The sequence below is a fragment of the Dyadobacter sp. CY343 genome, assembly GCF_021390335.1.
Taxonomy (GTDB): domain Bacteria; phylum Bacteroidota; class Bacteroidia; order Cytophagales; family Spirosomataceae; genus Dyadobacter.
This window is the reverse complement of sequence record NZ_JAJUXK010000003.1, coordinates 270,879-293,984: the sequence shown is the minus strand read 5'-3', so window position 1 is coordinate 293,984 and position 23,106 is coordinate 270,879. Positions and strand designations below refer to the sequence as shown.

The 23,106-nt window shown below is 49.3% G+C and carries 18 protein-coding genes, 1 pseudogene and 1 riboswitch; of the genes and pseudogenes, 11 read left to right on the top strand and 8 right to left on the bottom strand.

Annotated features, from left to right (window positions below; all coding sequences use genetic code 11):
- Nucleotides 1–28: 28 nt before the first annotated feature.
- Nucleotides 29–208 (top strand): annotated as a pseudogene (locus tag LZG94_RS09565) (LytTR family transcriptional regulator DNA-binding domain-containing protein); the annotation flags it as partial.
- Here LZG94_RS09565 and LZG94_RS09560 read toward each other — a convergent pair.
- The 6 genes from LZG94_RS09560 to thiS all read right to left on the bottom strand — a co-directional run bounded on the left by LZG94_RS09560 (nt 186) and on the right by thiS (nt 6,161).
- Nucleotides 186–581: a LytTR family DNA-binding domain-containing protein gene (locus tag LZG94_RS09560; RefSeq protein ID WP_233791681.1), complete on the bottom strand. Its 396-nt coding sequence runs from the start codon at nt 579–581 to the stop codon at nt 186–188. The pseudogene LZG94_RS09565 and the gene LZG94_RS09560 overlap by 23 nt on opposite strands.
- Before the next feature lie 161 nt (nt 582–742).
- A complete protein-coding gene (gene thiH, locus LZG94_RS09555) occupies nt 743–1,849 on the bottom strand; it encodes a 2-iminoacetate synthase ThiH (RefSeq protein ID WP_233791680.1) in 1,107 nt (368 codons plus the stop codon).
- Nucleotides 1,839–2,606 carry a thiazole synthase gene (locus LZG94_RS09550; RefSeq protein ID WP_233791679.1) on the bottom strand — a complete coding sequence of 256 codons (768 nt, stop codon included), beginning with the start codon at nt 2,604–2,606 and terminating at the stop codon, nt 1,839–1,841. Before LZG94_RS09550 ends, thiH begins: the two co-directional genes overlap by 11 nt.
- A complete protein-coding gene (locus tag LZG94_RS09545; RefSeq protein WP_233791678.1) occupies nt 2,600–3,985 on the bottom strand; it encodes a thiamine phosphate synthase in 1,386 nt (461 codons plus the stop codon). Before LZG94_RS09545 ends, LZG94_RS09550 begins: the two co-directional genes overlap by 7 nt.
- Nucleotides 3,986–3,989: 4 nt before the next feature.
- Complete coding sequence (thiC, locus tag LZG94_RS09540) at nt 3,990–5,873, bottom strand: phosphomethylpyrimidine synthase ThiC (protein ID WP_233791677.1); 1,884 nt, start codon at nt 5,871–5,873, stop codon at nt 3,990–3,992.
- Nucleotides 5,874–5,957: 84 nt separating this feature from the next.
- A complete protein-coding gene (gene thiS / locus LZG94_RS09535; RefSeq protein WP_233791676.1) occupies nt 5,958–6,161 on the bottom strand; it encodes a sulfur carrier protein ThiS in 204 nt (67 codons plus the stop codon).
- A gap of 68 nt (nt 6,162–6,229) precedes the next feature.
- A riboswitch (TPP riboswitch) is annotated at nt 6,230–6,325 on the bottom strand.
- A 156-nt stretch (nt 6,326–6,481) separates the two neighbouring features.
- Here thiS and LZG94_RS09530 point away from each other — a divergent pair.
- Nucleotides 6,482–7,243 (top strand): OmpA family protein, encoded by a 762-nt coding sequence (locus tag LZG94_RS09530; protein WP_233791675.1) that lies wholly within the window; start codon nt 6,482–6,484, stop codon nt 7,241–7,243.
- Nucleotides 7,244–7,267: 24 nt separating this feature from the next.
- Here the strand turns inward: LZG94_RS09530 and LZG94_RS09525 are convergent, their stop codons facing one another.
- Nucleotides 7,268–8,407: a DUF4932 domain-containing protein gene (locus tag LZG94_RS09525; protein ID WP_233791674.1), complete on the bottom strand. Its 1,140-nt coding sequence runs from the start codon at nt 8,405–8,407 to the stop codon at nt 7,268–7,270.
- A 105-nt stretch (nt 8,408–8,512) separates the two neighbouring features.
- The gene (locus LZG94_RS09520; protein WP_233791673.1) at nt 8,513–9,601 is read right to left on the bottom strand and encodes an AraC family transcriptional regulator; all 1,089 of its coding nucleotides are present in this window, start codon (nt 9,599–9,601) and stop codon (nt 8,513–8,515) included.
- A gap of 171 nt (nt 9,602–9,772) precedes the next feature.
- On the opposite strand from LZG94_RS09520, the gene LZG94_RS09515 reads away from it, so the two are divergent.
- The 9 genes from LZG94_RS09515 to LZG94_RS09475 all read left to right on the top strand — a co-directional run bounded on the left by LZG94_RS09515 (nt 9,773) and on the right by LZG94_RS09475 (nt 23,036).
- The gene (locus LZG94_RS09515) at nt 9,773–10,357 is read left to right on the top strand and encodes an RNA polymerase sigma factor (RefSeq protein ID WP_233791672.1); all 585 of its coding nucleotides are present in this window, start codon (nt 9,773–9,775) and stop codon (nt 10,355–10,357) included.
- 90 nt (nt 10,358–10,447) lie between these two features.
- A complete protein-coding gene (locus LZG94_RS09510) occupies nt 10,448–11,641 on the top strand; it encodes a FecR family protein (protein WP_233791671.1) in 1,194 nt (397 codons plus the stop codon).
- 293 nt (nt 11,642–11,934) lie between these two features.
- Nucleotides 11,935–15,195 carry a TonB-dependent receptor gene (locus LZG94_RS09505; protein ID WP_233791670.1) on the top strand — a complete coding sequence of 1,087 codons (3,261 nt, stop codon included), beginning with the start codon at nt 11,935–11,937 and terminating at the stop codon, nt 15,193–15,195.
- A gap of 34 nt (nt 15,196–15,229) precedes the next feature.
- Nucleotides 15,230–16,753, top strand: a complete 1,524-nt coding sequence (locus LZG94_RS09500; protein WP_233791669.1) for a RagB/SusD family nutrient uptake outer membrane protein — start codon at nt 15,230–15,232, stop codon at nt 16,751–16,753.
- 21 nt (nt 16,754–16,774) lie between these two features.
- Nucleotides 16,775–17,425: a DUF1080 domain-containing protein gene (locus LZG94_RS09495; protein WP_233791668.1), complete on the top strand. Its 651-nt coding sequence runs from the start codon at nt 16,775–16,777 to the stop codon at nt 17,423–17,425.
- 36 nt (nt 17,426–17,461) lie between these two features.
- The gene (locus LZG94_RS09490) at nt 17,462–20,602 is read left to right on the top strand and encodes a HEAT repeat domain-containing protein (protein ID WP_233791667.1); all 3,141 of its coding nucleotides are present in this window, start codon (nt 17,462–17,464) and stop codon (nt 20,600–20,602) included.
- 5 nt (nt 20,603–20,607) lie between these two features.
- A complete protein-coding gene (locus LZG94_RS09485) occupies nt 20,608–20,910 on the top strand; it encodes a Dabb family protein (protein ID WP_233791666.1) in 303 nt (100 codons plus the stop codon).
- Nucleotides 20,911–20,913: 3 nt separating this feature from the next.
- Nucleotides 20,914–22,164, top strand: coding sequence for a Tm-1-like ATP-binding domain-containing protein (locus tag LZG94_RS09480; RefSeq protein ID WP_233791665.1), 1,251 nt, complete (start codon nt 20,914–20,916; stop codon nt 22,162–22,164).
- 11 nt (nt 22,165–22,175) lie between these two features.
- Nucleotides 22,176–23,036: a phosphoenolpyruvate hydrolase family protein gene (locus LZG94_RS09475; RefSeq protein ID WP_233791664.1), complete on the top strand. Its 861-nt coding sequence runs from the start codon at nt 22,176–22,178 to the stop codon at nt 23,034–23,036.
- Nucleotides 23,037–23,106: the final 70 nt, after the last annotated feature.

Here is a 23,106-nt window from a genome sequence, read left to right as displayed (position 1 = left end):
GTATGAACCGCCCGCTGAGCTGGAATTTCTGGCCCCTGCCCGCTTTTTTCGCATTAATAGAGGGATTATCGTTACACACCAGGCGGTTACTCAAATGCAGCCTTACTACAATAACCGCCTGGCTCTGAAACTCAAACCTGCCTTCGAAAAAGAAACGATCGTGAGCAGGGAGCTGGTGAACGATTTTAAAAACCGGATGGGGAAATAGCTGCCGCCGAAAGTGCCTCGTGGGCGCTGCTCAGGCGCCTGCGGGCGATCGGAATGTTTTTACCGCAGTGCAGCTGGATGTTGTCAAACCAGCGCTGCTTAATATGGTAGCGGTTGACAGAATACGATTTGTGGACCCGCACAAAGTCTCCGCCCAATACTTCCTGGACCGTTTTGAGGCATTTGGCCACGAGGTAGCGGTTGGATTTCGTACATACAAAAGTATAGTTGCCCACGCCTTCAAGGTACGCGACATCGCGGCCCGCAACGGACAAGGCTCTTCCCAGGTGGTACACCACGATTGCATTCGATCCCTGGATTTCATTGGACTGACGCTGGTCAGCGAAATAATCATGGCTAACAGATGTTCTCATTTGAAAGTGGTTTATTTGACGTAGCTAATAGGTGTTATTTTGTATGTCAAATATCTCAAATGGGCACATCAGGAAAAATGGTATTAGGTCTGAATTGTGGTTTTCAATGGTTGAATCATATCAATTGCCATTTTAGGTGTTAACCTAGTTTTTGAAAATTTTCACATAAACCTGTCCCAATCCTTCCAAACCGGCTCATAACCCTTGCTTCTGATCAGTTCCGCGATCTGTGCGGGCGTTCTTTCGTCCGATATTTCAAACTGTTCCAGCGACTCCGGCGCGACCGAGTAACCGCCGGGGTTAGTCTTGCTGCCTGCACTGATCGAAGTGATCCCCAGTGCAATGCAATGATTTCTGGACTTTTCAGATTCCCGGGTAGAAAGAGAGAGTTCAACTTCCTCATTCATAATGCGATAGGCGCAAATAAGTTGTACCAATTCCCTGTCGGTCATCTCTACTTTCGGTTCCAGACCTCCTGAGAAAGGGCGTAATCTGGGGAATGACAGGCTATAACGTGTTTGCCAGTAGGTTTTTTCGAGATAGTCGAGGTGCAATGCAGTAAAAAAACTGTCGGTCCGCCAATCTTCCAGGCCGATCAGCACACCCAGGCCCATTTTGTGAATACCGGCTTTGCCCAACCGGTCGGGCGTTTCCAGGCGGTAATTGAAGTTTGACTTTTTCCCTTTCGGGTGATGTTTTCTATAATCTTCCTGGTGATAAGTTTCCTGATATACCAGCACTGTGTTCAACCCGAGCGGGATAAGCTCCGCATATTCATCGGTATCCAGTGGTTGCACTTCCAGGGAAATCATCGAAAAATGCGGCCGGATCAGTTTCAGCACTTTTTTAAAATAGCCAACGTGGACCGTCTGGTTCGCTTCGCCTGTTACCAGCAAAACGTGATCATAACCCAGCGCTTTGATCACAGCAATTTCTTGCAAAATCTCGTCTTCGCTCAGCGTGCGTCTGCGCACCTTATTATCCAGACTAAAACCGCAGTAAGTACAGATATTCGTGCATTCATTGGACAAATACAGCGGGATATACATCTGGACGGTTTTACCAAACCGCTTTTGCGTCAGTTTCTGACTTAGCTGCGCCATCGGCTCGAGATAGGCAGCGGCAGCCGGGGATATCAGTGCTTTGAAATCTTCCAGTGTTCGCTTTTGTTTCAAAAGCGCATTTCCAACGTCAGCGGCGGTTTTTTGGTAAATGCTTTCTTTTACCTCGTCCCACTTATGCTGCTCGAATATCTCCTTAAAGCTCATCTAAAAACGCGGTTAAGGGGCTGCTCGCGACTGCCCTGTTTTTCTGGTCACCCAGCTTCGCTTCAAATGCCATTCTCCCGGCCTCGACAGCCATTTTGAATGCGATCGCCATCGCCACCGGATCACCTGCGACTGCAATGGCAGTATTGACGAGCACCGCATCGGCACCGATTTCCATAGCTTTTGCAGCGTCGGAAGGCGCACCGATTCCCGCGTCGACGATCACAGGTACCTTACTTTGCTCGATGATAATTTCCAGAAAATCGATGGTCTTCAACCCTTTATTACTGCCAATCGGCGACCCAAGCGGCATCACCGCGGCCGCGCCTGCCTCTTCCAGTCGTTTACACAAAACCGGATCTGCGTGAATGTAGGGCAATATCACAAAGCCCAGCCTGGCCAGTTCCTCCGTTGCTTTCAGGGTTTCAATAGGGTCCGGCATCAGGTATTTCGGGTCCGGGTGAATTTCCAGTTTGAGCCAGTTCGTTTCCAGTGCCTCCCGCGCAAGCTGTGCAGCAAAAACCGCCTCCTTAGCATTCCTCACGCCAGAGGTATTAGGTAGTAAATTAATTTGGGGATGATTTAAATGCAGCAAAAGATCATCCTGGCGATCCTGCATATCGACCCGCCTGAGTGCCACCGTCACCAGCTCCGAGCCGGAAGCAACCAATGCTTTTTCCATCAAAACCGAAGAACTAAATTTACCCGTGCCGGTAAACAGCCTGGAAGTGAATACCTTATCTGCTATCGTTAACATAGTATTTGTTGGATTTCCTGTACAGTTTCCTTTGTATTTTCTGAATTAATCAATGCCGAAGATATCGCCACGCCATACAAGCCTGCCGCTTTCAAACTTGCGATATCTTCTTGTCGAATGCCGCCGATCGCGATGATCGGAATGTAGCATTTACGTAAAGAGAGCTCATGTAAAATGCGCTGGTAACCTTCCAAACCAAGGATCGGGCTGAGATTTTGCTTGGTCGTCGTGAAACGATAAGGCCCCAGACCCACATAATCAGCGCCTTCTTCAATTCGCTGAATTACGTGTTCCAGTGTATTGGCAGTGCCACCGAGGATCATTTCCTCGCCTACAATTTCCCGGGCTTTGCGCAAAGGCATATCGTCCAGCCCCAGATGCAAACCGTAAGCATTTACGCTGTTCGCTACATGAGGAAAATCATTGATGATTAGTTTTGCATCGAAGCTGTCACACAGCAACTTAGCCTTTTCCGCCATTTCTAAAACCTCATCTTTCGGCCTGTCTTTCACCCGCAGCTGAATCCATTTACACCCAGCCTCCAAAGCCAATAAAATGCTCTGAACATGAGACACTTCACCATTCTCATTTGACACAAATTGCAGCCTTCCATCTCTTATTATCCGGCGGCTGAAGCCGCCGGCAATTGATTTTTTGGGGCTTTGCCCTTTTGCAATAAATTGCTCGGGGATTGTCTCAATTGCAGCAGGAAACTGCTGGCGCAGCTCAGCCCAAATCAATTGCCGGGGGCTTAAGCCCCCGGTTCCCAGATTAAATGAATCAATTGATTTAATTGATTTAATTGATTTAATTGATTTTAGTGATTGATTTTCTTGCCAGACTGCCCCGAGCAGAGCCACTCCATCGAAGTTCATTCTTTGGATTTTTTGAATGTTAAATGCATTGATCCCGCCCAATGCGATCACTTCCGGTGTGTTTCTATTTTTTGCTAGAATGAAATCTTCATCCAAGACACCGTTGTAACCTGCTTTTGAAATACTATCGAAAACCGGCCCGAAAAACGTGTAGCTGAATGCATCGGATAATCTTTCCAGCTCCGCCAGGTCATGAATAGAAGTGCTGAGCCGGTAACCCTTTGCGATCAGGTCCTGCCAAAGTTCCTCACCGGTTGCTTTGCGCTGCTTTTCGGGAAAATGCAGTCCTGTTATACCAAATTCCGCTGCGAGATCGTGGTGCTGGTGCAACGAAAGCCTGCTGTGATAGTCTGTATCAACGGACTCGATCAACTTAGACAAGTCTTCTCTTGAACACTCCGGCTTCCGCAAATGCAGATTTTCCATTCCTTCCTGAAAAAGCCGGTTGATTGCATTCCCCTCGCCCGGAAAGAAATCGGGGCGGGATATGATGATGATTTTCATTTAGTTACAGATAAATTTCACTACCTCTATTCGCAAACTCACGCGCCTTTTCCTGCATACCTTCCACCAGTACCGACTCTTCCATGAGCCCGTTTTCCTCGGCATAGTCGCGCACATCCTGCGTAATTTTCATCGAACAGAAATTGGGTCCGCACATGGAACAGAAGTGCGCGATCTTGGCTCCTTCCGCAGGTAAAGTTTCATCGTGAAATTCCCGCGCAGTGTCCGGATCGAGCGAGAGGTTAAACTGGTCTTCCCACCGAAACTCGAATCTGGCTTTGCTTAATGCATTGTCGCGGTATTGCGCGCCGGGGTGTCCCTTGGCGAGGTCGGCCGCGTGGGCCGCGATCTTGTACGTGATCACGCCGTCTTTCACATCCTTTTTGTTGGGCAACCCCAAATGTTCCTTCGGCGTCACATAGCAAAGCATCGCGGTACCGAACCAGCCGATCATCGCAGCACCGATTGCGGAGGTAATGTGATCATAACCAGGCGCAATATCAGTAGTAAGCGGTCCCAAAGTATAGAACGGCGCTTCCTGGCAATGTTCCAGCTGCTTTTCCATATTCTCCTTGATCAAATGCATCGGGACGTGCCCCGGACCTTCGATAATAGTCTGCACATCGTGCTTCCAGGCGATTTTCGTGAGCTCGCCCAACGTTTCCAGTTCCGAAAACTGCGCGGCATCATTCGCGTCCGCAATGCAGCCCGGCCGCAGTCCGTCGCCCAGCGAAAACGCTACATCATAAGCTTTCATAATCTCGCAGATATCCTCGAAATGCGTGTACAGAAAGTTCTCTTTGTGGTGCGCCAGACACCATTTCGCCATGATCGAGCCGCCGCGCGACACAATTCCAGTGAGCCTTTTGGCTGTGAGCGGAATATATCTCAGCAAAACCCCTGCATGAATTGTGAAGTAATCCACACCCTGCTCCGCCTGCTCGATAAGCGTATCGCGGAACAGTTCCCACGTCAGATCTTCGGCTTTGCCATTCACTTTTTCCAAAGCCTGGTAAATCGGCACGGTACCGATCGGCACCGGCGAGTTACGGATAATCCACTCGCGCGTTTCATGGATATTCTTGCCGGTCGACAAATCCATGATCGTATCTGCGCCCCAGCGACAAGCCCAAACCGCTTTCTCTACTTCCTCTTCAATGCTCGACGAAACCGCAGAATTACCGATATTGGCATTGATCTTGACCAGGAAATTTCGCCCGATGATCATCGGCTCGCTTTCGGGATGGTTGATATTGACCGGAATAACCGCCCGGCCAGCCGCCACTTCCTGCCGTACAAACTCGGGCGTAATAAATGTTTTGGGGGTATTTGCGCCAAAACTATGACCGGCGTGCTGGTGCGACAATGCATTTGCTTTCCCATTCAATTCGCCGATATGCTGCTCAATGCGCTGATTTTCACGAATTGCGATGTACTCCATTTCTGCCGTAATAATACCCTTTTTGGCATAGTGCAGCTGCGAGACATTCTGGCCCGGTTTGGCACGCAAAGGCTTACTGATGTGCGCAAAACGCAGTTCATCGAGCTTGCTGTCCGATAACCTTTGCTGTCCATATTGCGATGAGATCATATCCAGCTGCTCCACATCCTGCCGCGCTCTGATCCATTCCGAACGCAATTGCGGCAACCCTTTTTTTACATCGATTTCGAGATCAGGATCTGTAAATGGGCCGCTCGTATCGTAAATAGTGACGGGCGCATTGGGCTCGGCAGCTCCGTTTCGCCCGTGGATTTTGGTATCGTGAAGAGACACTTCACGCATTGCGACAGAGATATTGTGCAGCTTTCCGGGCACGTATATTTTCCGGGAGGCAGGAAAAGGTGTTCTCGTGATCACGCTGCTCTCAGGAGTTTTTTCGATTTTCATCAGGATACAGGATTGAGGTAAATACCGCCGGGAAGACAGTACTAACCGGTGAATAATTGAAATCGGGAGTTGGAAAAGTGACTGTTAGCCGCCCTGTGTGGCTTTGATCAGCGTAATGCGGTCGTTGGGTTGGAGCAGGTGTCGCTCCCATTCTGATCTTGCGAGCACAGATTGGTTGATCGCGACAGCAATACCTTTGGAAGTATCCGGGAAAAGACCGGACAAAAGTTGCTGCACCGAATATGCTTCGGGAATTTCTCGGGATTGATCGTTGACTGTAATTTCCATTCTGAAAAACGTTTTGTGAGAAAAACTTCAGGAATGGACCTTATGGAAAGATTCATTGAGATACAATAGCAGTATCTCTTACTTTTCCCTTCGGCAGTACTAACTGCATCAGGTTCAAAGGGTATTATCTCAGTCCGCATATCGGGACACCCCTAAAGTTTCGACAAAGCTATTTGAAAATACCGGTTATCAAAATTTGTTTTTGCAAAATTCAGACGGGCATCTTTGCCGTCTTAGTCATTAACCAGTAACTTCCATATATTAGTAATCTTTACAATTAATAGAGATATGATCTGTTAACAGCTTAAATATGAGATGCTATGAAAACACCTGTTTTAGCTACAATTCTATTTCTCGCCATCAGTGCGACTGCTTTCTGTCAGGAGCAACAAAGTAAAAAAACTGCGGCTTCCAGGTCGAAAGTCACGATCCGGGTTTTGGATAGGGAAACTTTCAGATCAATCAACGCTAACATTCTCATCGTAAGCCAGAATGCGGGAAAGCAGATTGTGCCGCTCATCCAGGACAATAATTATCAATACAAAATTCCGGTCACAGATACCACCACGTTTTCCATTTATGCTCCGGGTTATGAGACATTGAATGAATCCATTCTTGCCGACGAAATCAATGCTACCGAGGTATTTTATCTGACACATAAAACAGCTGGCAATGAGAAGGTTGCAGAAAATACGGAGGCTAATAAAAATTCAGAATTTACCAGGCCCGTACTTCGGGAGGATATTACATCAACATTGTATTTCATCCAAAGCAATACAAATATGGCCGGCAGGTCGCGCCCCGAACTGGAACAGGTCGTTGATTATATAATCAGGCACGAGGATCTTCAAATCGAACTGGCCGGCCACACCGACAATGTCGGCGATGCAGATAAAAACTATGTTCTGTCCGTCGATCGGGCAAGTGTGATCAGGCAATATCTTATTTCCAGGAATGTTTCCCCATCCCGGATCAAAAGCAAAGCATTTGGCAGCACAATGCCAGTCGCGCCAAACGACAGCGAGCGCAACCGTAGGTTCAACAGGAGAGTTGAAATTAGAATGAAACCGACAATTTACTGAGTAGTATAAGTTTCGACTTTGGGCCTATTTTTTTCGAGCCTCTTCGATCAGCCCCGCCATCGCGGCGCGGACAGCTTGCCTGTAACTTATGCTGGCCGATCTGTTATATTTCGAAAATTCTTCCAGTATAAGTGGCAGGTAAATGAACATCCGGTCTTGTTCATAATGCGTCCGCAATCGTTGCGTATCAGCTGCATTACCCCTATTTTGGGAAATAATGATCTCCCCTGCCCTAACAAAATGTTCGTAAACGCAGGCTTTCCAGGTAGTATAGCCCTGGTTAGACATTACTTTTTTAATTGGCTCAAAAAGACTTTCCGTTTCGGAACACATCTTTCCCGGAAGCTCGTCGACCACCGGGTTCACAAATGAATGCCCGAATTCATGCGTACTAAGTTCCAGGAGATGTTTTTGATCGTTGAAACCCATATCAACTCTTAGCGAATCTTTGAAATTCGGGATGTGAAATGCGCCGAAAACATGGAAAGCAAACGTCTTTTCCTGCGCCCCGTATTTTACCCCGAAACCCATTCCCGGCGGGATAGTAAGGCTTGGAATCAGCTTGTAAGCGTCAAGGTGAGCCTGGTAAAACTTTTCCATAGTCGGTATGAAGCTGCTGTCGGGTAAGCCGCTTTTTACCTGTGCTATCGCATTTGCGTATTTCGGCTGGTTTTGTGTAAGGTAAGTGTCAAAATCAACTTCCAGCCATAACCCGTTCATCGCCTCAATAAAAGCTACTGCATTCGTTTTCGCTTCTGTCGTATCTTTCTTTGAAGAGAACCGGAGATAATAGGTGGGATCAATATCGTCTCGCAGCTTCGCGTTTGGAAAATCGTCGAGCTGAACAAGGAGATTAATGAAATAATCCAGCCAGATATCCTGCGCAAAACCGATCGCGACCGCCAGATTTTTGCTGTTTTCGAAAGCTTTATATTGGCGGTACAAATCCAGTCCGTATGCATAACGCGCTTTCGTGCGGGGCGAATAATCACTCGTTTCGGCCTGCGCGCCTTCGTAGCCAAGGAAATAAACGAAGCCCAGCAGCTCCACATTTTTATTTACTTGTATTTCAAACTGACGCTTCTTTTCAGAAGGAACCTGAGATTTACCAACAGTGGAAGAAATCCATAAAATAACTAGCAGCAGCGCAAATTTTGCATTCATTTTCGAAAGCTTTAGTGTTTGACCAAAACACAAAAAAAGCACATGAAAACGCGCAAAACGCCCTGCAATGCATTTCCGGACGTCCGGAATCACGTTTTCGGACAGCTACTTCTGAGCCGGCAGATACTGTGAAGGCGATTTGCCGGTATGCTGACGAAATACCTGATTGAAAGTAGATTTCGAATTAAAACCCGCCTCAAAAGCCAGCGCCAGTACGGTCTTATGCCGCTCTTTCGGATCCCCCAGTTTGCAAATCACCTCGCTCACCCGGAAGCCATTTACGAAACTGGTAAAATTGGAAGCGCAATGCGTGTTCACCACATACGACACGTAACGGGCAGGCAAATTCAAATGCGCAGCGACATCTTCGAGCGTAAGACGCGATCGGGTATGCAGCGCGGCGGTTGTGAAAGCGGCGTGCAGCCGCTGCAATTCGGCCAGATCATTGTACTGAAAAAACTCAGGTTTCTCAGTTGATTTGGGTGCGTGAAGTGTGGGCAGGATAAAAAAGTCGGGATTCAGGTAGCCTAGATAACCCATTCCAAACAGGCACACTGTGAGCAGAAAATTCACCCACGAGAAAATCGGCCACGCTAATATCACACCCGAGAACCAGAGCACAGTCAGCAAAATCATAAAGCCAAATAAACCATATAAACGCAGGTATTGAATCGGTTTCAACCGGTTCAGCTGCCTCTGCCAGGCAATACGGAACCGCGAAAGCTTCTTTGCGTAGATCCATAAAACAAGAATCATCCCGACTATTGGAAATATTTCTGTCCATAAAAACCAGAAATTATTATCGAGCAAAGACGTCCGATTTGCTTGCAACGAGCTGGCATACACCTGCCAGAAACAGCGAAAACCGATCTCTGCGGCAATGGGAAGAAAGAATAGCCAGTACTTTTTTTTGAAGTGATAATCGGGCAAGGTGGTAAGCCGCGCGAAAAACCACAGCGCAAGAGGCAGCACCAGATAACTCTGATAGTTCCAGAAACGAAACGCGCCGGCTTGCTGGTGGTAACGCACCTGCATCCCCCACGCATTCAGCAGCTCCTGCGAAAGGACAAAAAGGATTAACCCACGGAAAAAACTGGCTTTCGGACCTCTCGCCCCCCGCACGATCAGTGACAGGCTCAAAATAAACCCCTGCCCCGCAGCTAGTAAGAATGCAATTGCTTTCCAGTTTTCCATGGTATATCGAAAGTAGCCTGCCTCAGCAGCGGCAGTTCTTTCACAAAAGCAATTCTCCGATTAAACTTAATGTCTGGTTACAAAACCATTAAATAAATTACATTTGTTCTAGTAGAATTTCCATTATTGTGCGTTTGCAGAATATAGTCCCATTGGTTTATCTGCTTCAATATGTCTGACTTACCCATCATAGACGAAGACAGTGAGTTGCTTCTGCTGGTTGCGCGGGGGGATGAAAAAGCTTTCAGGACCATTTTCAACAAATACCACAACCGGCTCGGCTCCCACTTATTTCGCATTACCAGGTCGCACGAACTGGCGCAGGAAGTGGTGCAGGATATATTTTTAAAGATCTGGATAAACCGCGAGGAGCTCTTCTCTGTCCGTAATTTCAAAGGGTATTTGTACGTAATATCTAAAAACCATGCACTCAACTGCCTGAAAAGGAACGCACTGGAAAACGCACTGACCAGCGAGCTCGACGATAATCAGGATTTCGCTACTGATGACAATTACGAGGAAAGTACCCAATACCTCCTGCTCGACGAAGCGATCGACCGCCTTCCGCCCCAACAGCGACAGGTTTATCTGATGAGCCGCCACGAGCGATTGAAGTATACAGAAATAGCCGCGCGCCTCAGCCTGTCCCGGGAAACGGTGAAGAGATATTTGCAGATCTCGTCCGAATCAATCACTTCTTATGTTCGCAAAAAGCTGATTGTGAGCATATTACTCTGCTCTATTTTTTTATTTTAAAAATATTTGCAGGACAATACCCCCTTTTATTCAATTTTTCCTGTCTTAGATACAAGACCGCTTTCTTACAAATCCTAAATGCTTTTTAGTATGGAAACATCCTCTTCCAGGCTGGCGCTGCTATTCAGTCGATACTATTCCGGGCTGGCAACGGATCCGGAAACGAATGAGCTGATGCACCTGATCAGGATGTCAGAAAACGACGAGACGCTCGCCGCGCTGATTAGAAATGCCTGGGAAAGTTTGCATCCGGATGAAAAGGAATTTTCGGAAGAAGAGAGCGGCAAAATGCTCCATTCCATTTTACAAACAGCTGAAAACCAGCACGAGGAAGAGGAGGAACAAGAAAAAGTGCGTCCGATGCGGTGGCTGCGCTATGCAGCAGCTTCACTGCTGATCATCGCCGGATTTTCGCTTTACTGGCTGAAAAACCGACCCGAAAAAGCCCCGGAGGTTGCGGTCACCGGGCGGCAGGTCACTGACATTCCACCCGGTGGCAACAGGGCAATGCTCTCCTTGTCAGACGGTCGTCAAATTCCGCTTGACAGTGCCGCCAACGGGCTGCTGGGCAGTCACGGCGCAGCCAACTTCACGAAGACCGACGACGGAAAACTTCGGGTCGCAGTTTCGGAAAATTTACAAGAAACTAATAATCAGAGCAATAGACTTTCCACACCCAAAGGCGGGCAATACCAGGTTACCCTCCACGACGGAAGTAAAGTGTGGCTGAATGCATCTTCCTCGATCCGCTTCCCGACAGTTTTCGCCAACAATAACCGCACAGTCGAGATATCGGGTGAAGCCTATTTTGAGGTAACGAAAGATAGGAAAAGACCATTTAGAGTCAGATTCGGTACTTCTGAGGTAGAAGTACTGGGTACCAGCTTCAATATCATGGCTTACAAGGACGAAAGTGCATTGAAGACTACGCTTGTTGAAGGCTCGGTGAAATTGCGGAATAAAAAAGGCTCGAAAAAGCTTACACCCGGCCAGCAGGCGACGATTTCGGCCAACGGTGCAATCCAGACAGCCGCAGTTGATATTGACCGGGAAATTGCCTGGAAAAATGGCTTATTCTACTTCAAAGATTCTGGAATTGAGGAGATTATGCGGCAGGCAGCCAGGTGGTACGACATCGATGTGAACTATGAGGGTAAAATTCCAAAGCGGCAGTTTACCGGCAAGGTTTCCAGAAACGTAAATATCTCCGAACTGCTGAATATGCTCAGGTATGCCGGAGTAAATGCCAGGGTCGAGCAGAATAAAGTGGTTGTAAAGATGTGACAAGAAAGCTGCGTATACAGTATATCGTTAATATTGAATGATTCTATTCCTAAATCTAAAAACTATGAAAGCCAAGAGAAAAGCGCCTTCGTAATTGCTCCATCTGCACTGCCGGACATTAAAAAGGGAAGATGCTGCGAACATCTCCCCGGAAAGTCCAGATAGTGCGAAAAGCCCTTTGTGACAAAGTCTATTACAGTTTATCTAAACCTTACAAATATATGCAATTAAACCTTTTACCACAGAAAGGGGGATGCAGCATCATATCCGTGCCTCCCAGACTGATCTTGACAATGAAACTAATCACGTTTCTGCTGGTGGCGACGTTATCTCAGGTAGCGGCCAATGGATTTAGTCAGAAAATTTCGCTGAACGAAAAAAACGTTCCGCTGGAAGTCGCGCTCACTGCTATTGAAAAGCAGACAGAATACCTGTTCCTATACGATAAACTCGATATTCCGAAAGGATTAAAAGTCAGTCTGAATATCAGAAATGCGTCTATTGATCAGACTATGAACCAGCTGCTGAAAGACTTGCCGCTGTCTTACAAGATATTCAACAAAAGCATTGTGATCAGAAAAGAAGTCCGGGCGAAGGAAGAAAGCCTGCTGATTCCGGCTGTGAAGGTCAAATTACTGCATACCATCGCGGGAAAGGTGTCTGACGATCGGGGCGACGGTCTTCCAGGGGTGAGCGTATTACTGAAAGGAACCCAGAGCGGTACTACTACCGACGCTCAGGGAAGGTATAGTCTGGATGTGAGCGACGAGAATACCACACTGATTTTCAGCTTCGTAGGTTATATCAGTCAGGAAATTGTGGCCGGCAGCCGCACGGAAGTGAATGTGCAGCTGCTGGGTGATATCAAGGCGCTGAGCGAAGTAGTCGTAATCGGATATGGTACGATCAAGAAAACGGACCTGACCGGCGCGGTGGGATTGGTATCGAGCAAACAAACTGAAAATCAGGCGGTACCGAACCTGGCGCAGGCATTGCAGGGAAAAGTAGCGGGCTTGAATGTTCGCCAGACGAACGGCGGCCCCGGTGCAGGTGCCGAGATCCGGATCCGCGGAATGGGCAGTTTCGGAGCAAGTGCTTCCCCGCTGGTGGTAGTCGACGGTATTATCACAAGCGGCGGCCTGACCGACCTCGACCCGAACAGCATTGAATCGGTAACCGTACTGAAAGACGCTTCTTCTGCGGCCATCTACGGTTCGCGCGGCGCGAATGGTGTAGTGTTGGTCACTACCAAAAGAGGGTCTATTGGCAAGGAAGTGATCAGCTTTCAATCCATGTACAGCTTCGACCGGCCGATCAACAAAATTGGTACCGTGGACGCGGCTACTTATGGCGCGATGGTGAATGATTTTTATGTCAATCAGGGCAAAGAAGCGCCTTATGCTGATCCGGCTTCACTCGGAAAAGGTACTAACTGGCAGGATGAAATCTTCCGCACGGGAGGCAAACAGAACTATTCCCTTTCTTTCAGCGGCGGTACGGAAAAGAACTTGCACGCAATCACGATGAGCTACTACAAAGGCGACGGCATTGTACTTAATTCCAGATACAGTCGCGCGAACTTTCGTGTAAATAATGACATTCAGCCACTGAAAGGACTGAAAATCGGAAGCAGCTTCGGGTTCAGTTACGGCGCATTGAAGCAAGGCGACCCGCAGGGTGCCGTGAATGCGGCGCTTATCTACGCCCCGAATGTGCTGCCTTACAATCCCGACGGAAGCTACGGAATCGCCGACCGCGCAGGTCAGCCGACTACTATGACCGCGCCGCTGGTGTACGCATTCGAGCGGACAAACGTCGATAACAGACTTGGCTTATTGGGTAATCTGTATGCTGAATACGAGATCGTTCCGGGCCTGAAATTCAAAACCAGTATCGGGGCCGAATATATCAATCTGGATATCAAGAACTTCGTGCCTTCCTACAACTTCGGACTGGGTAATTCCAACGGGATCGCTACGCTGAACAGACAGGTGAACAGCACGAAAAATTACATTATCGATAACATCCTGACCTACGGCAAAACCTTCGGCACCAATCACCACGTGGACCTGATGGCGGGTTATACTTTCCAGAATGAGCGGTATGAATTTGTGCGGGCATTCAGGAATACATTCAGCAGAAATGATGAGAACCTGCAAGTATTGGACGCCGCCACTTCCAACGATCTGGCCCGCGGTAACTTCACGGAATGGGCATTGCAATCGTATCTCGGACGTCTTAATTATGCATTTAAAGAAAAATACCTGTTGTCTTCGAGCATTCGGATCGACCAGTCCTCCCGCTTTGAAAAGAGCAACCGGACGGGGATATTCCCTTCTGTATCAGCCGGCTGGGTGCTTTCAAATGAAGAATTTATTTCCGGTAAATTGGGCCCAGTCAGCTACGTGAAGCTCCGGGCGGGTTATGGCGTACTTGGCAATCAGGACGTCGGGATATACCCTTACCAGTCACTGATCGATTACAGTCTGTTCTACAATTTTGGTTCTTCTCAAAATGTCGTTTCAGGAGCAGGCCCGACCGCACTGGCCAACCGCAATATATCCTGGGAAAAAACAACTACCACCGGCGCCGGACTCGAATTCAACCTTTTCCAGGACAGACTGGGCTTTATCATCGACTATTACGACCGCCGCACTTCCGACGTACTGGTGCGAGTGCCGCTTCCGAGCATTTCGGGACTGGCCACCTATCCTTATCAGAACATAGGCAGCGTGCGCAACAGCGGGATGGAATTTACAGTCGATTACCGTGGCAGCGCATTTGACCAGAATTTCACTTACAACCTGGGTTTCAATATCACGATCAATAAAAACGAGGTGACCAAACTGGACAAGGGGCTGGACATTATCCAGGCGGGCGGCGGCCAGGGCGGTGTTGAAACGCGCACTTCGCAAGGTCATGGGATCAACTCATTTTACGGTTATGTGCACAATGGGATCTTCCAGACCACGGACGAAATCGCGGCCTCACCTTTGCAGCCCAACGCGCAGCCCGGTGATATCAAGTTCAAGGATTTGAATGGAGATAATGTTATTGATGACAAAGACCGGACCTATATCGGCGATTTCCTGGCAAAGCAGATCATCGGTTTCAATGGCAGCGCACGGTACAAAAACTTCGATTTCGCAGTATCTGTGACGGGCGATTTTGGCAGGTATCAGAACATTTTCGCCAGCGGGTTTGCAGCCGCACGCGCCGCAGAATCGACCAATATCATGTGGGCCGATCGCTGGACGGGGCCTGGAACGAGCAACTACGTGCCGCGGATTATCGGTGGTGATCCGAACAACAACTCCCGCTCTTCGGATTTCTGGGTGAGAAGTCAGGATTATATCCGCATACAAAACGTGCAGCTGGGTTACGACTTTTCGGGTGAGGCGATCAAAAAGGCGGGATTGGGCAAGATCAGGCTGTTTATAGCCGGACAAAATCTGCTCACATTCACCAAATACCCAGGTTTTGACCCGGAAACGAATGCGACCGCCTACCCTATTGCTCGCTCGCTTTACATGGGATTGAACCTCGGTTTTTAACAATAACTATCAGCAACGTATCCATTATATACGAATGAAAAAACTCACTTTTACGATCGCGCTGCTGGCTGTGCTGGCGGGCGGCTGCAACGACAAACTGAACCTGGAACCGATCGGCTCGGTGTCGCAGGACGGATTTTATACCACCGCCGATGATGCAAATGCGGCTGTGGTGGCTTGCTATAATGCAATTCTGGCCTATCATACCGGCGGAAGTACGAGCAATACGACGGGAATGGATATGTGGGGAGATATTCAGAGTTCCGACGCCGAGCCTCATCCCGACGGTGTGGCCTGGAACCAGATCTACCAATATACTTTGCAGCCCAATAACGGGGAATTGTCCAATCAGTGGTTTCAGATCTACGAAGGCATTTACCGATCCAATCAGGCAATGGAAAAAATCCCCGCTATTGAAATGGACGAAGCTCTGAAAGGCCGGCTGATCAAAGAAGCCTATTTCCTGCGCGGCTGGTGGATGCTGCGCCTCGCCAAAATGTATGGTGACGCGCCGCTGGTGACCAAAACACTCGGTATCGACGATTTACTGATACCTAAATCGACGCAGCAGGAGCTATTTGACCAGGCTGAAAAAGACCTGCTCGAAGCTTCCACCCTGCCCGACACTTACGACGATGCGAACCTGGGCCGCGCAACTTCTTATGCAGCTAAAACCGTACTGGCAGAGCTTTATTTGTGGGAGAAAAAATGGGCGCAGGCCAAGCCGCTCCTGGAAACGGTGATCAACTCGGGCAAATTCAAACTACTGAATTCCTATTCGGCATTGTTCGACGGTTCGGTTGAAAACCACAGTGAATCCATTTTTGAAATACAATACAAAGCGAATACCGGTAAAAACCTGGGCAACTTTTCGACTACTTACAGTGCGCCAAACGGAGAAGGATATGTGCCGGGCGGCGGCTGGGGCTGGATCCGACCAACCCAGGATCTGGTGAATGAATATGAAAAAACACCCAAAGAAGATCCGCGCCTCACCTATTCGATCTTTCGCAAAGGCGACAATTTTGAAGGTCAGATATTCAAAGACGTAGTGAACGGAACCGGCTTTGCATTGAAAAAGTGGGTGATCTCGGGAAAAACGGGCGCTGAAATCGAACAGAACTATCCGTGGCATACCTCTGCGAATTTCGCTTTGTACCGCTACGCCGAGGTACTGCTTATGTATGCTGAGGTTTTGAATGAAACAGGCAGTCCGGCAGCGGCGGTACCTTATATTAATCAGGTTCGCGCTCGGCCGTCGGTGAATATGCCGCCACTGGCTACGAGCCTCAACAAAGCGCAGGTATTCGAAGCGATCCGCCACGAGAGAAGGGTTGAATTTACTTTCGAGGGAAAAATTGCATTCGATTTGCGTAGATGGGGTATTGCCGGCAGCTTTTTAAGATCGAAGGACCGCTGGCAGAACGATACGAAGATCAACCCGCAATGGGGCGGCAATTTCTTCAAATATGTGGACGGAAAGCATGACTTTTTCCCGATCCCACAATCCGAGATAGACAAGTCTGGCGGCACATTGGTGCAGCATCCGAAGTGGTAACAACAAATTAAATTTTTGAAAATGAGCTTATTTAAAAATAAAACACTGCTGCTGCAACTCGCATTTGCCTGCATTTGCTGGAATGTATCCGGTCAGTCAACCGAGAAAACGGTTTCTCTTTTTGACGGAAAAACCCTGACCGGATGGAGAACGATCGAACCCGCTGAAATGAAGCTTTGGACAGCGGCCGACAGCTCTCTGAAAAGCGGCGACGGCAAAAACAAGATCGACGCGAACAGGTACCTTTTTACAACCAAAGAATACGGCGATTTCGAATTCCGCTGCCTGTTCCGGCTCACCGGTGATGCAAAAACGGGTATGATCAACAGCGGTATCCAGTACAGATCGGTGATCGAGGGTGGTAAAATGGTAGGGTACCAGGCCGATATCGGTACGGGCTATTGGGGCGATATTTACGATGAGCACCGCCGCGGCAAACTGGTCGGAGGCGACCTGAAAACGCTTAGCCACGTTTTAAAAGAAAATGACTGGAATACGTATATTATCCGCTGCAAAGGCAACCGGCACGAGCTGTATATCAATGGCGTTAAAACCTGCGATTACACCGAGCAAGACCAGAAAATGCCCCAAAAAGGTGTGATAGCAGTGCAAATACACAGCGGCGGAGTAGCCCAGGTCGAATTTCGCGACCTGGTGCTCACCGAGCTGTAAAAACATTTGATCCTGTAACAGCAAATCCACTTATTTATGAGGCTACAAAAATTCACTGCGGCATTCGCGGTTATAATAGCGCTTTGCCTGCCCGACAGCAGTTACGCGCAGAAAAAAGATAAAACCCAGTCGGTACGGACGAAAGTCAACACGCCCGAACAGGAAATGGCGGGATTTAAGTTAGCGCCCGGCTTCGTGATCGAGCTGGTCGCCAGCGAGCGCGACAGTATTGTTAACCCGGTGGACCTGACCTTCGACGACGCGGGGCGGCTCTGGACTCAAACAGCCAGAATGTACCCGCTCGACCCTATTGCCGATATCCAGTGGAATGACCTGCTGCGGCTGATGGACAACCAGGAAGAGCAAAAAACGCACCCCAGTTTCAAGCGAATTCTCGATCTTTATCAGGGAAAAACCAAGGGTACCGACAAGATCATCGTGATTTCGGACCTTTACAAAAAAACACCCGCGAAAGCGACTATCTGGGCGGACGGACTGACGATCCCGATGAGTATCCTGCCTTACAAATCGGGCGTTTACGTGGCGCAGGGTTCCGAAATGTTCTTTTTGAATGATGCAAATGGCGACGGAAAAGCCGACCAGCGCGACCCGCTGCTTACCGGATTTGGCTTTACCGACACGCATACAATGGCGCATACGCTGGTGCGCGGGCCGGGCGACTGGATCCATTTCAGTCACGGTGGATTGAATAAAGGCGAGGTGACTTCGCTCAAAAGCGACGCAAAAGCCAAGATTGATTTCAGCAAGATCGCGCGGTTTTCACTGGATGGAAAAAAGGTAGAGCTGGTGAGTTCGGGGCTCAATAATATCTGGGGTTTCCAGTTACGCCACAATGGACAATGGTATGGTTCGGAAGCAAATGACCTCGGCTATTCGGTCGTGCAGCTGGAACCGGGCGTTGGTTTTCCGGGTATCGGGAATGATCGTTTGCGCCCGTACCAGCCATTTATGCCACCGCTGCACAGTTTCAGAGTAGGCGGAACGGGGATTTCGGGAACAGCTTTTCCCGACGATGCTTCCGGTACTTTTCCAGCTGAATACAAGGATGTAGCCTTTTTGGCAAACCCTATTACCAGCTCGATCAATGCGGTGAAAATGGTACGTAATGAGGATGGTACCGTCACTTCCAGCCACTTGCCGGATTTGCTAACCTCGGAGGATGATTGGTTCAGGCCCGTGAATATGGAGTTTGGGCCCGACGGCTGTCTTTATATTGCCGACTGGTACAACAAGATCGTGTCACACAACGAGTTACCGACCACTCACCCCGACCGCGACAAAACGCACGGGCGGATCTGGCGGATCAGGCACGTAAGTCAGCAGCCGCGCGAGGTGCCCGATTTTTACAAAATAAAAACCGAAGATCTGGCAGGTTACCTCAAATCCCCTTCACTTTGGGAAAAACGCGCAGCCTGGCACCAGATCTCTGATCGCCCTATCGCCGAAACTTCGAAGCTCGCGCCTGAGCTGATCGCTACCGCGGGAGACGAAGGCGCCGATCCGGTCGCGCGGATTCATGCATTATGGTCTTTGGAAGGAATTAAAAAATACGATGCTGCGCTGATAGCAAAACTTTTGCAGGCTTCTTCATCCGATCTTAAGCGCGAGGCAATCCGCTCACTGAACAGCTTTTCATTGAAACCGGCAGAAATCGCTGCGCTGACTAAAAACCTGATCGAAGACAAAGATCCGACGGTACGCTCGCAGGTGATCCGCACGCTTACTGACTCCGGAAATGCAGACCAAACTGTGATTGAAATACTCGCGAAAGCCTCCAAACCCGAATTACCGGGCAACGCAATGGGCGGTAGTTACGAGCGGCGTTTTGAAAGGTTTTTGGCAAGAAAAGCATTGGAGCAATCGCCAGCGGCATTGCAGCAATTCATCAGCTCACCGGCTGCCGCGAATGTGCCGGCGGTCAATATGCTTTGGGCGGTACAGGCTTTACCGGAAGGACAGCGCGAAACTGCGTTCCTGCAATTCTGGCCAAAAGCAGAAATGTCCGTACTGGATGAATCTACTTTTGTGAGTATGGCGGGAATGCTCAAAAACAGTGATATTCACCAGAACATGAAGCAGTTGACCGCTGATCCGGCGAATGCGAAAACGTACATTACGTTCGCTTTGCAGAACCAATCGCAGGTACAATCGCCGGAAATGGCTGCGATACTGGCCGCGCCGGTCAAAACTTTACTGGGAGGCAACACCCAGGCCGACAAAGACCTGGCACTCGACGCGATCGGCCGGTTTAAGATCGAGCAATCGAGCGCAGCGGTGGCCGGGATGATCAGCGACCAGCTGCCTGACAATACTTTGCGCCTCGCCTTGAAAGCCATGGAAGTAAGTCCAAAGCAGAACCAGCCCGTATTCGCGAAGGTGGTGCAGGACAAGAAAATGAGCTTCGATATCCGCGCAGCCGCATTAAACAGTTTATCGAAAACCGACCCCGCCGCAGGCAAGCAGGCTTCGCTGAAATGGGTACCTGAATTGACCCAGAATGAAAAAACTGAACTCGCCTCGATCCTGTCGGCTTCCAGCCAGGGCGCAGAGTTGTTGGTTTCGATGCACGAAAAGAAGCTATTAGATCTTTCCGCATTCGACCTTCCAGCAGCCGAACGCATTTTGAATGCAAACAAAAACGACAAGCGCAGTATCTCGATCATGGAGGGTGTGAAGAAACGCGACGAGGAAAAGAAGAAAGAGTTCAAGGGTAAGCTTACGAAATATATGACCGTGGCAGAGAAAAACGGCGGGAATGCGGAGGCTGGGAAGGTATTGTTTCAAACATGCCTTGCGTGTCACCAGGTCGGTAGCAAAGGCCAGAATATCGCCCCTGCTTTGGACGGATCGGCAAATCGGGAAAACGAGGCGCTTCTTACGGCGATCCTGGATCCGGATGCGGCTGTGGAGTCGGGTTATGCAGTTTATCGGGTAAATAAGAAGGATGGGACCAGCGTGGAAGGCTACCTCGTGAACCGGGATAACCAGGGTACTACACTCGCATTTATGGGCGGCGCCAAGGTTTTTGTGGAAGCGGCGGCGATCAAAAGCCAGAGTTTTCTCGGCGGTCGCTCTTTTATGGTCAAAGGGCTGATCGACAGCTATTCAGACAAGCAGGTAGCTGATTTACTTTCCTACATTAAAACATTAAAATAAAAATTATGGTCAGGCATTTCGGGGTTTTTCAGTTTAAAAATTCGGTTACGGAGGAACAAATCGTACATTGTTTTAAAACTATGATGGAAATGGTCGGGCAGATCCCGGGGCTTCTTGACATGGAACACGGGCCTTACGAAAGTCCGGAGGGCATGAACGATGGTTTTACGCACGGATTCGTGATGACATTTGACAGTCCGGCTTCCCGCGACGCCTACCTGCCCCACCCCGTGCATGAGCTCGCGAAAGATGTGGTGGTACCCAATCTGGAACGGGTGGTAGTTTTTGATTTTGAGGTTAAAAATTGATGCATGAATATGTTTTCAAACGAAAAGTACATATTGTTGCTGGGTTGTTTTGATACAAAAGGCGACGTTTTCACCTTTCTCCGACAACAGATCCTCGCCCAAAACGAACAGATCATTGCGATCAATACGGGCATTTTCGGTACAACCGACGCGTTTCATGTTGACTTTGAAGCCGAGGCTGTCGCGGTCGAAGGAGGTTATGATCTCGCATTGCTCCGCTCGGAGCGCGACCGTGGAAAAGCGATGGATATCATGGGGCGCGGGGCCGCACAGATCGTCGGCCGGCTCGTGGAAGAAGGAAAAGTGAAGGCGGCGATCGGCATGGGCGGCGGCGGGGGTACTTATATTACCCTCGCCGCTATGCAACAAATTCCATTCGGTATTCCCAAACTCTGCCTCAGCACCGTGGCTTCCAAAGACCTTTCCCGGCAGATCGGCGACAAGGATATTACCTTAATACCCTCGGTAGTAGATGTGGCGGGCACGAACCATATTCTCAAAAGGCTTGTGGCGCAGGCGGCGGCGGCGATTTGCGCGATGGCGAATGTGCCCCCAACGGAAAACAGCGAAACCGCCGGCTGCATCGCGATCAGTATGTTTGGGAATACGACCGCCTGCGTGGACAAATGCACCGAACTGCTGAACAAACAAGGCTATGAAGTACTCGCCTTTCATGCTACGGGTGTGGGCGGCAAAACCATGGAAGCGCTGATCCGCGAAGGAAGTTTCGACGCGGTACTCGACGTGACCACGACCGAGCTGGCCGACGATCTTTGCGGCGGGATTTGCAGCGCCGGACCTACCCGGCTTACCGCCGCTACCGAAATGGGTTTGCCGCAGATAGTCGTGCCCGGCTGTCTGGATATGGTCAATTTCGCTCATTTGGACACTATACCTACCCAATACAAAAACCGGCAACTGTACAGCTGGGCGCCCGACGTGACGCTGATGCGCACGAATGTGGAAGAAAATGAAATACTCGGTCAGCGGCTGGCGGAAAGGGTGAGCCCCTCGCTGGCACCGGCTTCGATCATTATCCCATTGCGCGGTATTTCGCAGGTAGACTCGGAAGGCGGGATATTTTACCAGCCAGACGCAGACGCAGCCCTGTTTGATTCGATCAAAACACACGCGGCCGACCACGTGGAAGTGATCGAGTCCGACCTGCATATCAACGATCCTGCATTTGCAGAGACGCTGGTTAACAATCTGCTGTTACTTTTGCAAAAAAAAAGCTTAAAATTTAAGTATTAATACCATATAATATGCCGAACCAATGGACCGGTAAGGGAAATCCTTACACAAAACAGGAAGTTAGAGACCGCCTGAAAAAGACCCTCGACGAGGGAAAAGCGATCATCGCAGCGGGCGCGGGAACGGGGATCAGTGCCAAATTCATCGAAAAAGGTGGCGCGGACCTGATCATCATTTACAACTCAGGAAGATTCAGAATGTCGGGCCACGGCTCTACTGCCGGGTTAATGGCTTACGGCGATGCGAATGCAGTAGCGATGGAAATCGGTGAGTTTGAAGTATTGCCGGTAGTCGAAGAAATTCCGGTGATATGCGGTGTGCACGGCTCGGATCCCAGGCGCAGAATGTGGCACCATTTGCTGAAAGTGAAAGAAATGGGATTTTCCGGAGTCAATAACTTCCCTACCCACTGCATTGTGGATGGTCACTTCCGGCAGGTTCTGGAAGAAACGGGAATGGGCTTTGCCAAAGAAGTTGAAATGGTCAGACTAGCGACGATGATGGACTTGTTTTCTATCGTATATGTAGCTACGCCGGAAGAGGCGCGGCAAATGGCGGAAGTGGGCGCGGACGCGATTGTGGCGCATGTAGGCACGACCGTAGGCGGTTCAATCGGTGTGACGGGCGCGGCTGTTTCCATGGATTACGCGATTGAGCGTACCCAGGCGATCGCGGATGCGGGACGGGAAGTGAACCCTGATATTTTTTTCCTCGCGCACGGCGGACCTGTGAATACCCCCGACGATGTGCGTGAAATACTCAGCAAAACCGACGTGCACGGATTTGTCGGCGCCTCTTCGCTTGAAAGAATGGGGATAGAACAATCGCTCACTGACCTGACGCGCGACTTCAAGAGCATTAATCTCAAATAGAAAGCATAGCCGGTTGCAGGTCAAATGGCACGACTTTTTGATGTTGCGAATACATCACCTAGAAAGAAAT

What these genes read in the sequence shown, in the direction of transcription:
- thiC (WP_233791677.1), bottom strand. Translation starts at nt 5,873, where the DNA reads ATGAAAATCGAAAAAACTCCTGAGAGCAGCGTGATCACGAGAACACCT.
- LZG94_RS09530 (WP_233791675.1), top strand. Translation starts at nt 6,482, where the DNA reads ATGAAAACACCTGTTTTAGCTACAATTCTATTTCTCGCCATCAGTGCG.
- LZG94_RS09475 (WP_233791664.1), top strand. Translation starts at nt 22,176, where the DNA reads ATGCCGAACCAATGGACCGGTAAGGGAAATCCTTACACAAAACAGGAA.
- LZG94_RS09480 (WP_233791665.1), top strand. Translation starts at nt 20,914, where the DNA reads ATGAATATGTTTTCAAACGAAAAGTACATATTGTTGCTGGGTTGTTTT.
- LZG94_RS09510 (WP_233791671.1), top strand. Translation starts at nt 10,448, where the DNA reads ATGGAAACATCCTCTTCCAGGCTGGCGCTGCTATTCAGTCGATACTAT.
- LZG94_RS09490 (WP_233791667.1), top strand. Translation starts at nt 17,462, where the DNA reads ATGAGGCTACAAAAATTCACTGCGGCATTCGCGGTTATAATAGCGCTT.
- LZG94_RS09500 (WP_233791669.1), top strand. Translation starts at nt 15,230, where the DNA reads ATGAAAAAACTCACTTTTACGATCGCGCTGCTGGCTGTGCTGGCGGGC.
- LZG94_RS09520 (WP_233791673.1), bottom strand. Translation starts at nt 9,601, where the DNA reads ATGGAAAACTGGAAAGCAATTGCATTCTTACTAGCTGCGGGGCAGGGG.
- LZG94_RS09545 (WP_233791678.1), bottom strand. Translation starts at nt 3,985, where the DNA reads ATGAAAATCATCATCATATCCCGCCCCGATTTCTTTCCGGGCGAGGGG.
- LZG94_RS09515 (WP_233791672.1), top strand. Translation starts at nt 9,773, where the DNA reads ATGTCTGACTTACCCATCATAGACGAAGACAGTGAGTTGCTTCTGCTG.
- thiH (WP_233791680.1), bottom strand. Translation starts at nt 1,849, where the DNA reads ATGAGCTTTAAGGAGATATTCGAGCAGCATAAGTGGGACGAGGTAAAA.
- LZG94_RS09550 (WP_233791679.1), bottom strand. Translation starts at nt 2,606, where the DNA reads ATGTTAACGATAGCAGATAAGGTATTCACTTCCAGGCTGTTTACCGGC.
- LZG94_RS09485 (WP_233791666.1), top strand. Translation starts at nt 20,608, where the DNA reads ATGGTCAGGCATTTCGGGGTTTTTCAGTTTAAAAATTCGGTTACGGAG.
- LZG94_RS09525 (WP_233791674.1), bottom strand. Translation starts at nt 8,407, where the DNA reads ATGAATGCAAAATTTGCGCTGCTGCTAGTTATTTTATGGATTTCTTCC.
- thiS (WP_233791676.1), bottom strand. Translation starts at nt 6,161, where the DNA reads ATGGAAATTACAGTCAACGATCAATCCCGAGAAATTCCCGAAGCATAT.
- LZG94_RS09505 (WP_233791670.1), top strand. Translation starts at nt 11,935, where the DNA reads ATGAAACTAATCACGTTTCTGCTGGTGGCGACGTTATCTCAGGTAGCG.
- LZG94_RS09495 (WP_233791668.1), top strand. Translation starts at nt 16,775, where the DNA reads ATGAGCTTATTTAAAAATAAAACACTGCTGCTGCAACTCGCATTTGCC.
- LZG94_RS09560 (WP_233791681.1), bottom strand. Translation starts at nt 581, where the DNA reads ATGAGAACATCTGTTAGCCATGATTATTTCGCTGACCAGCGTCAGTCC.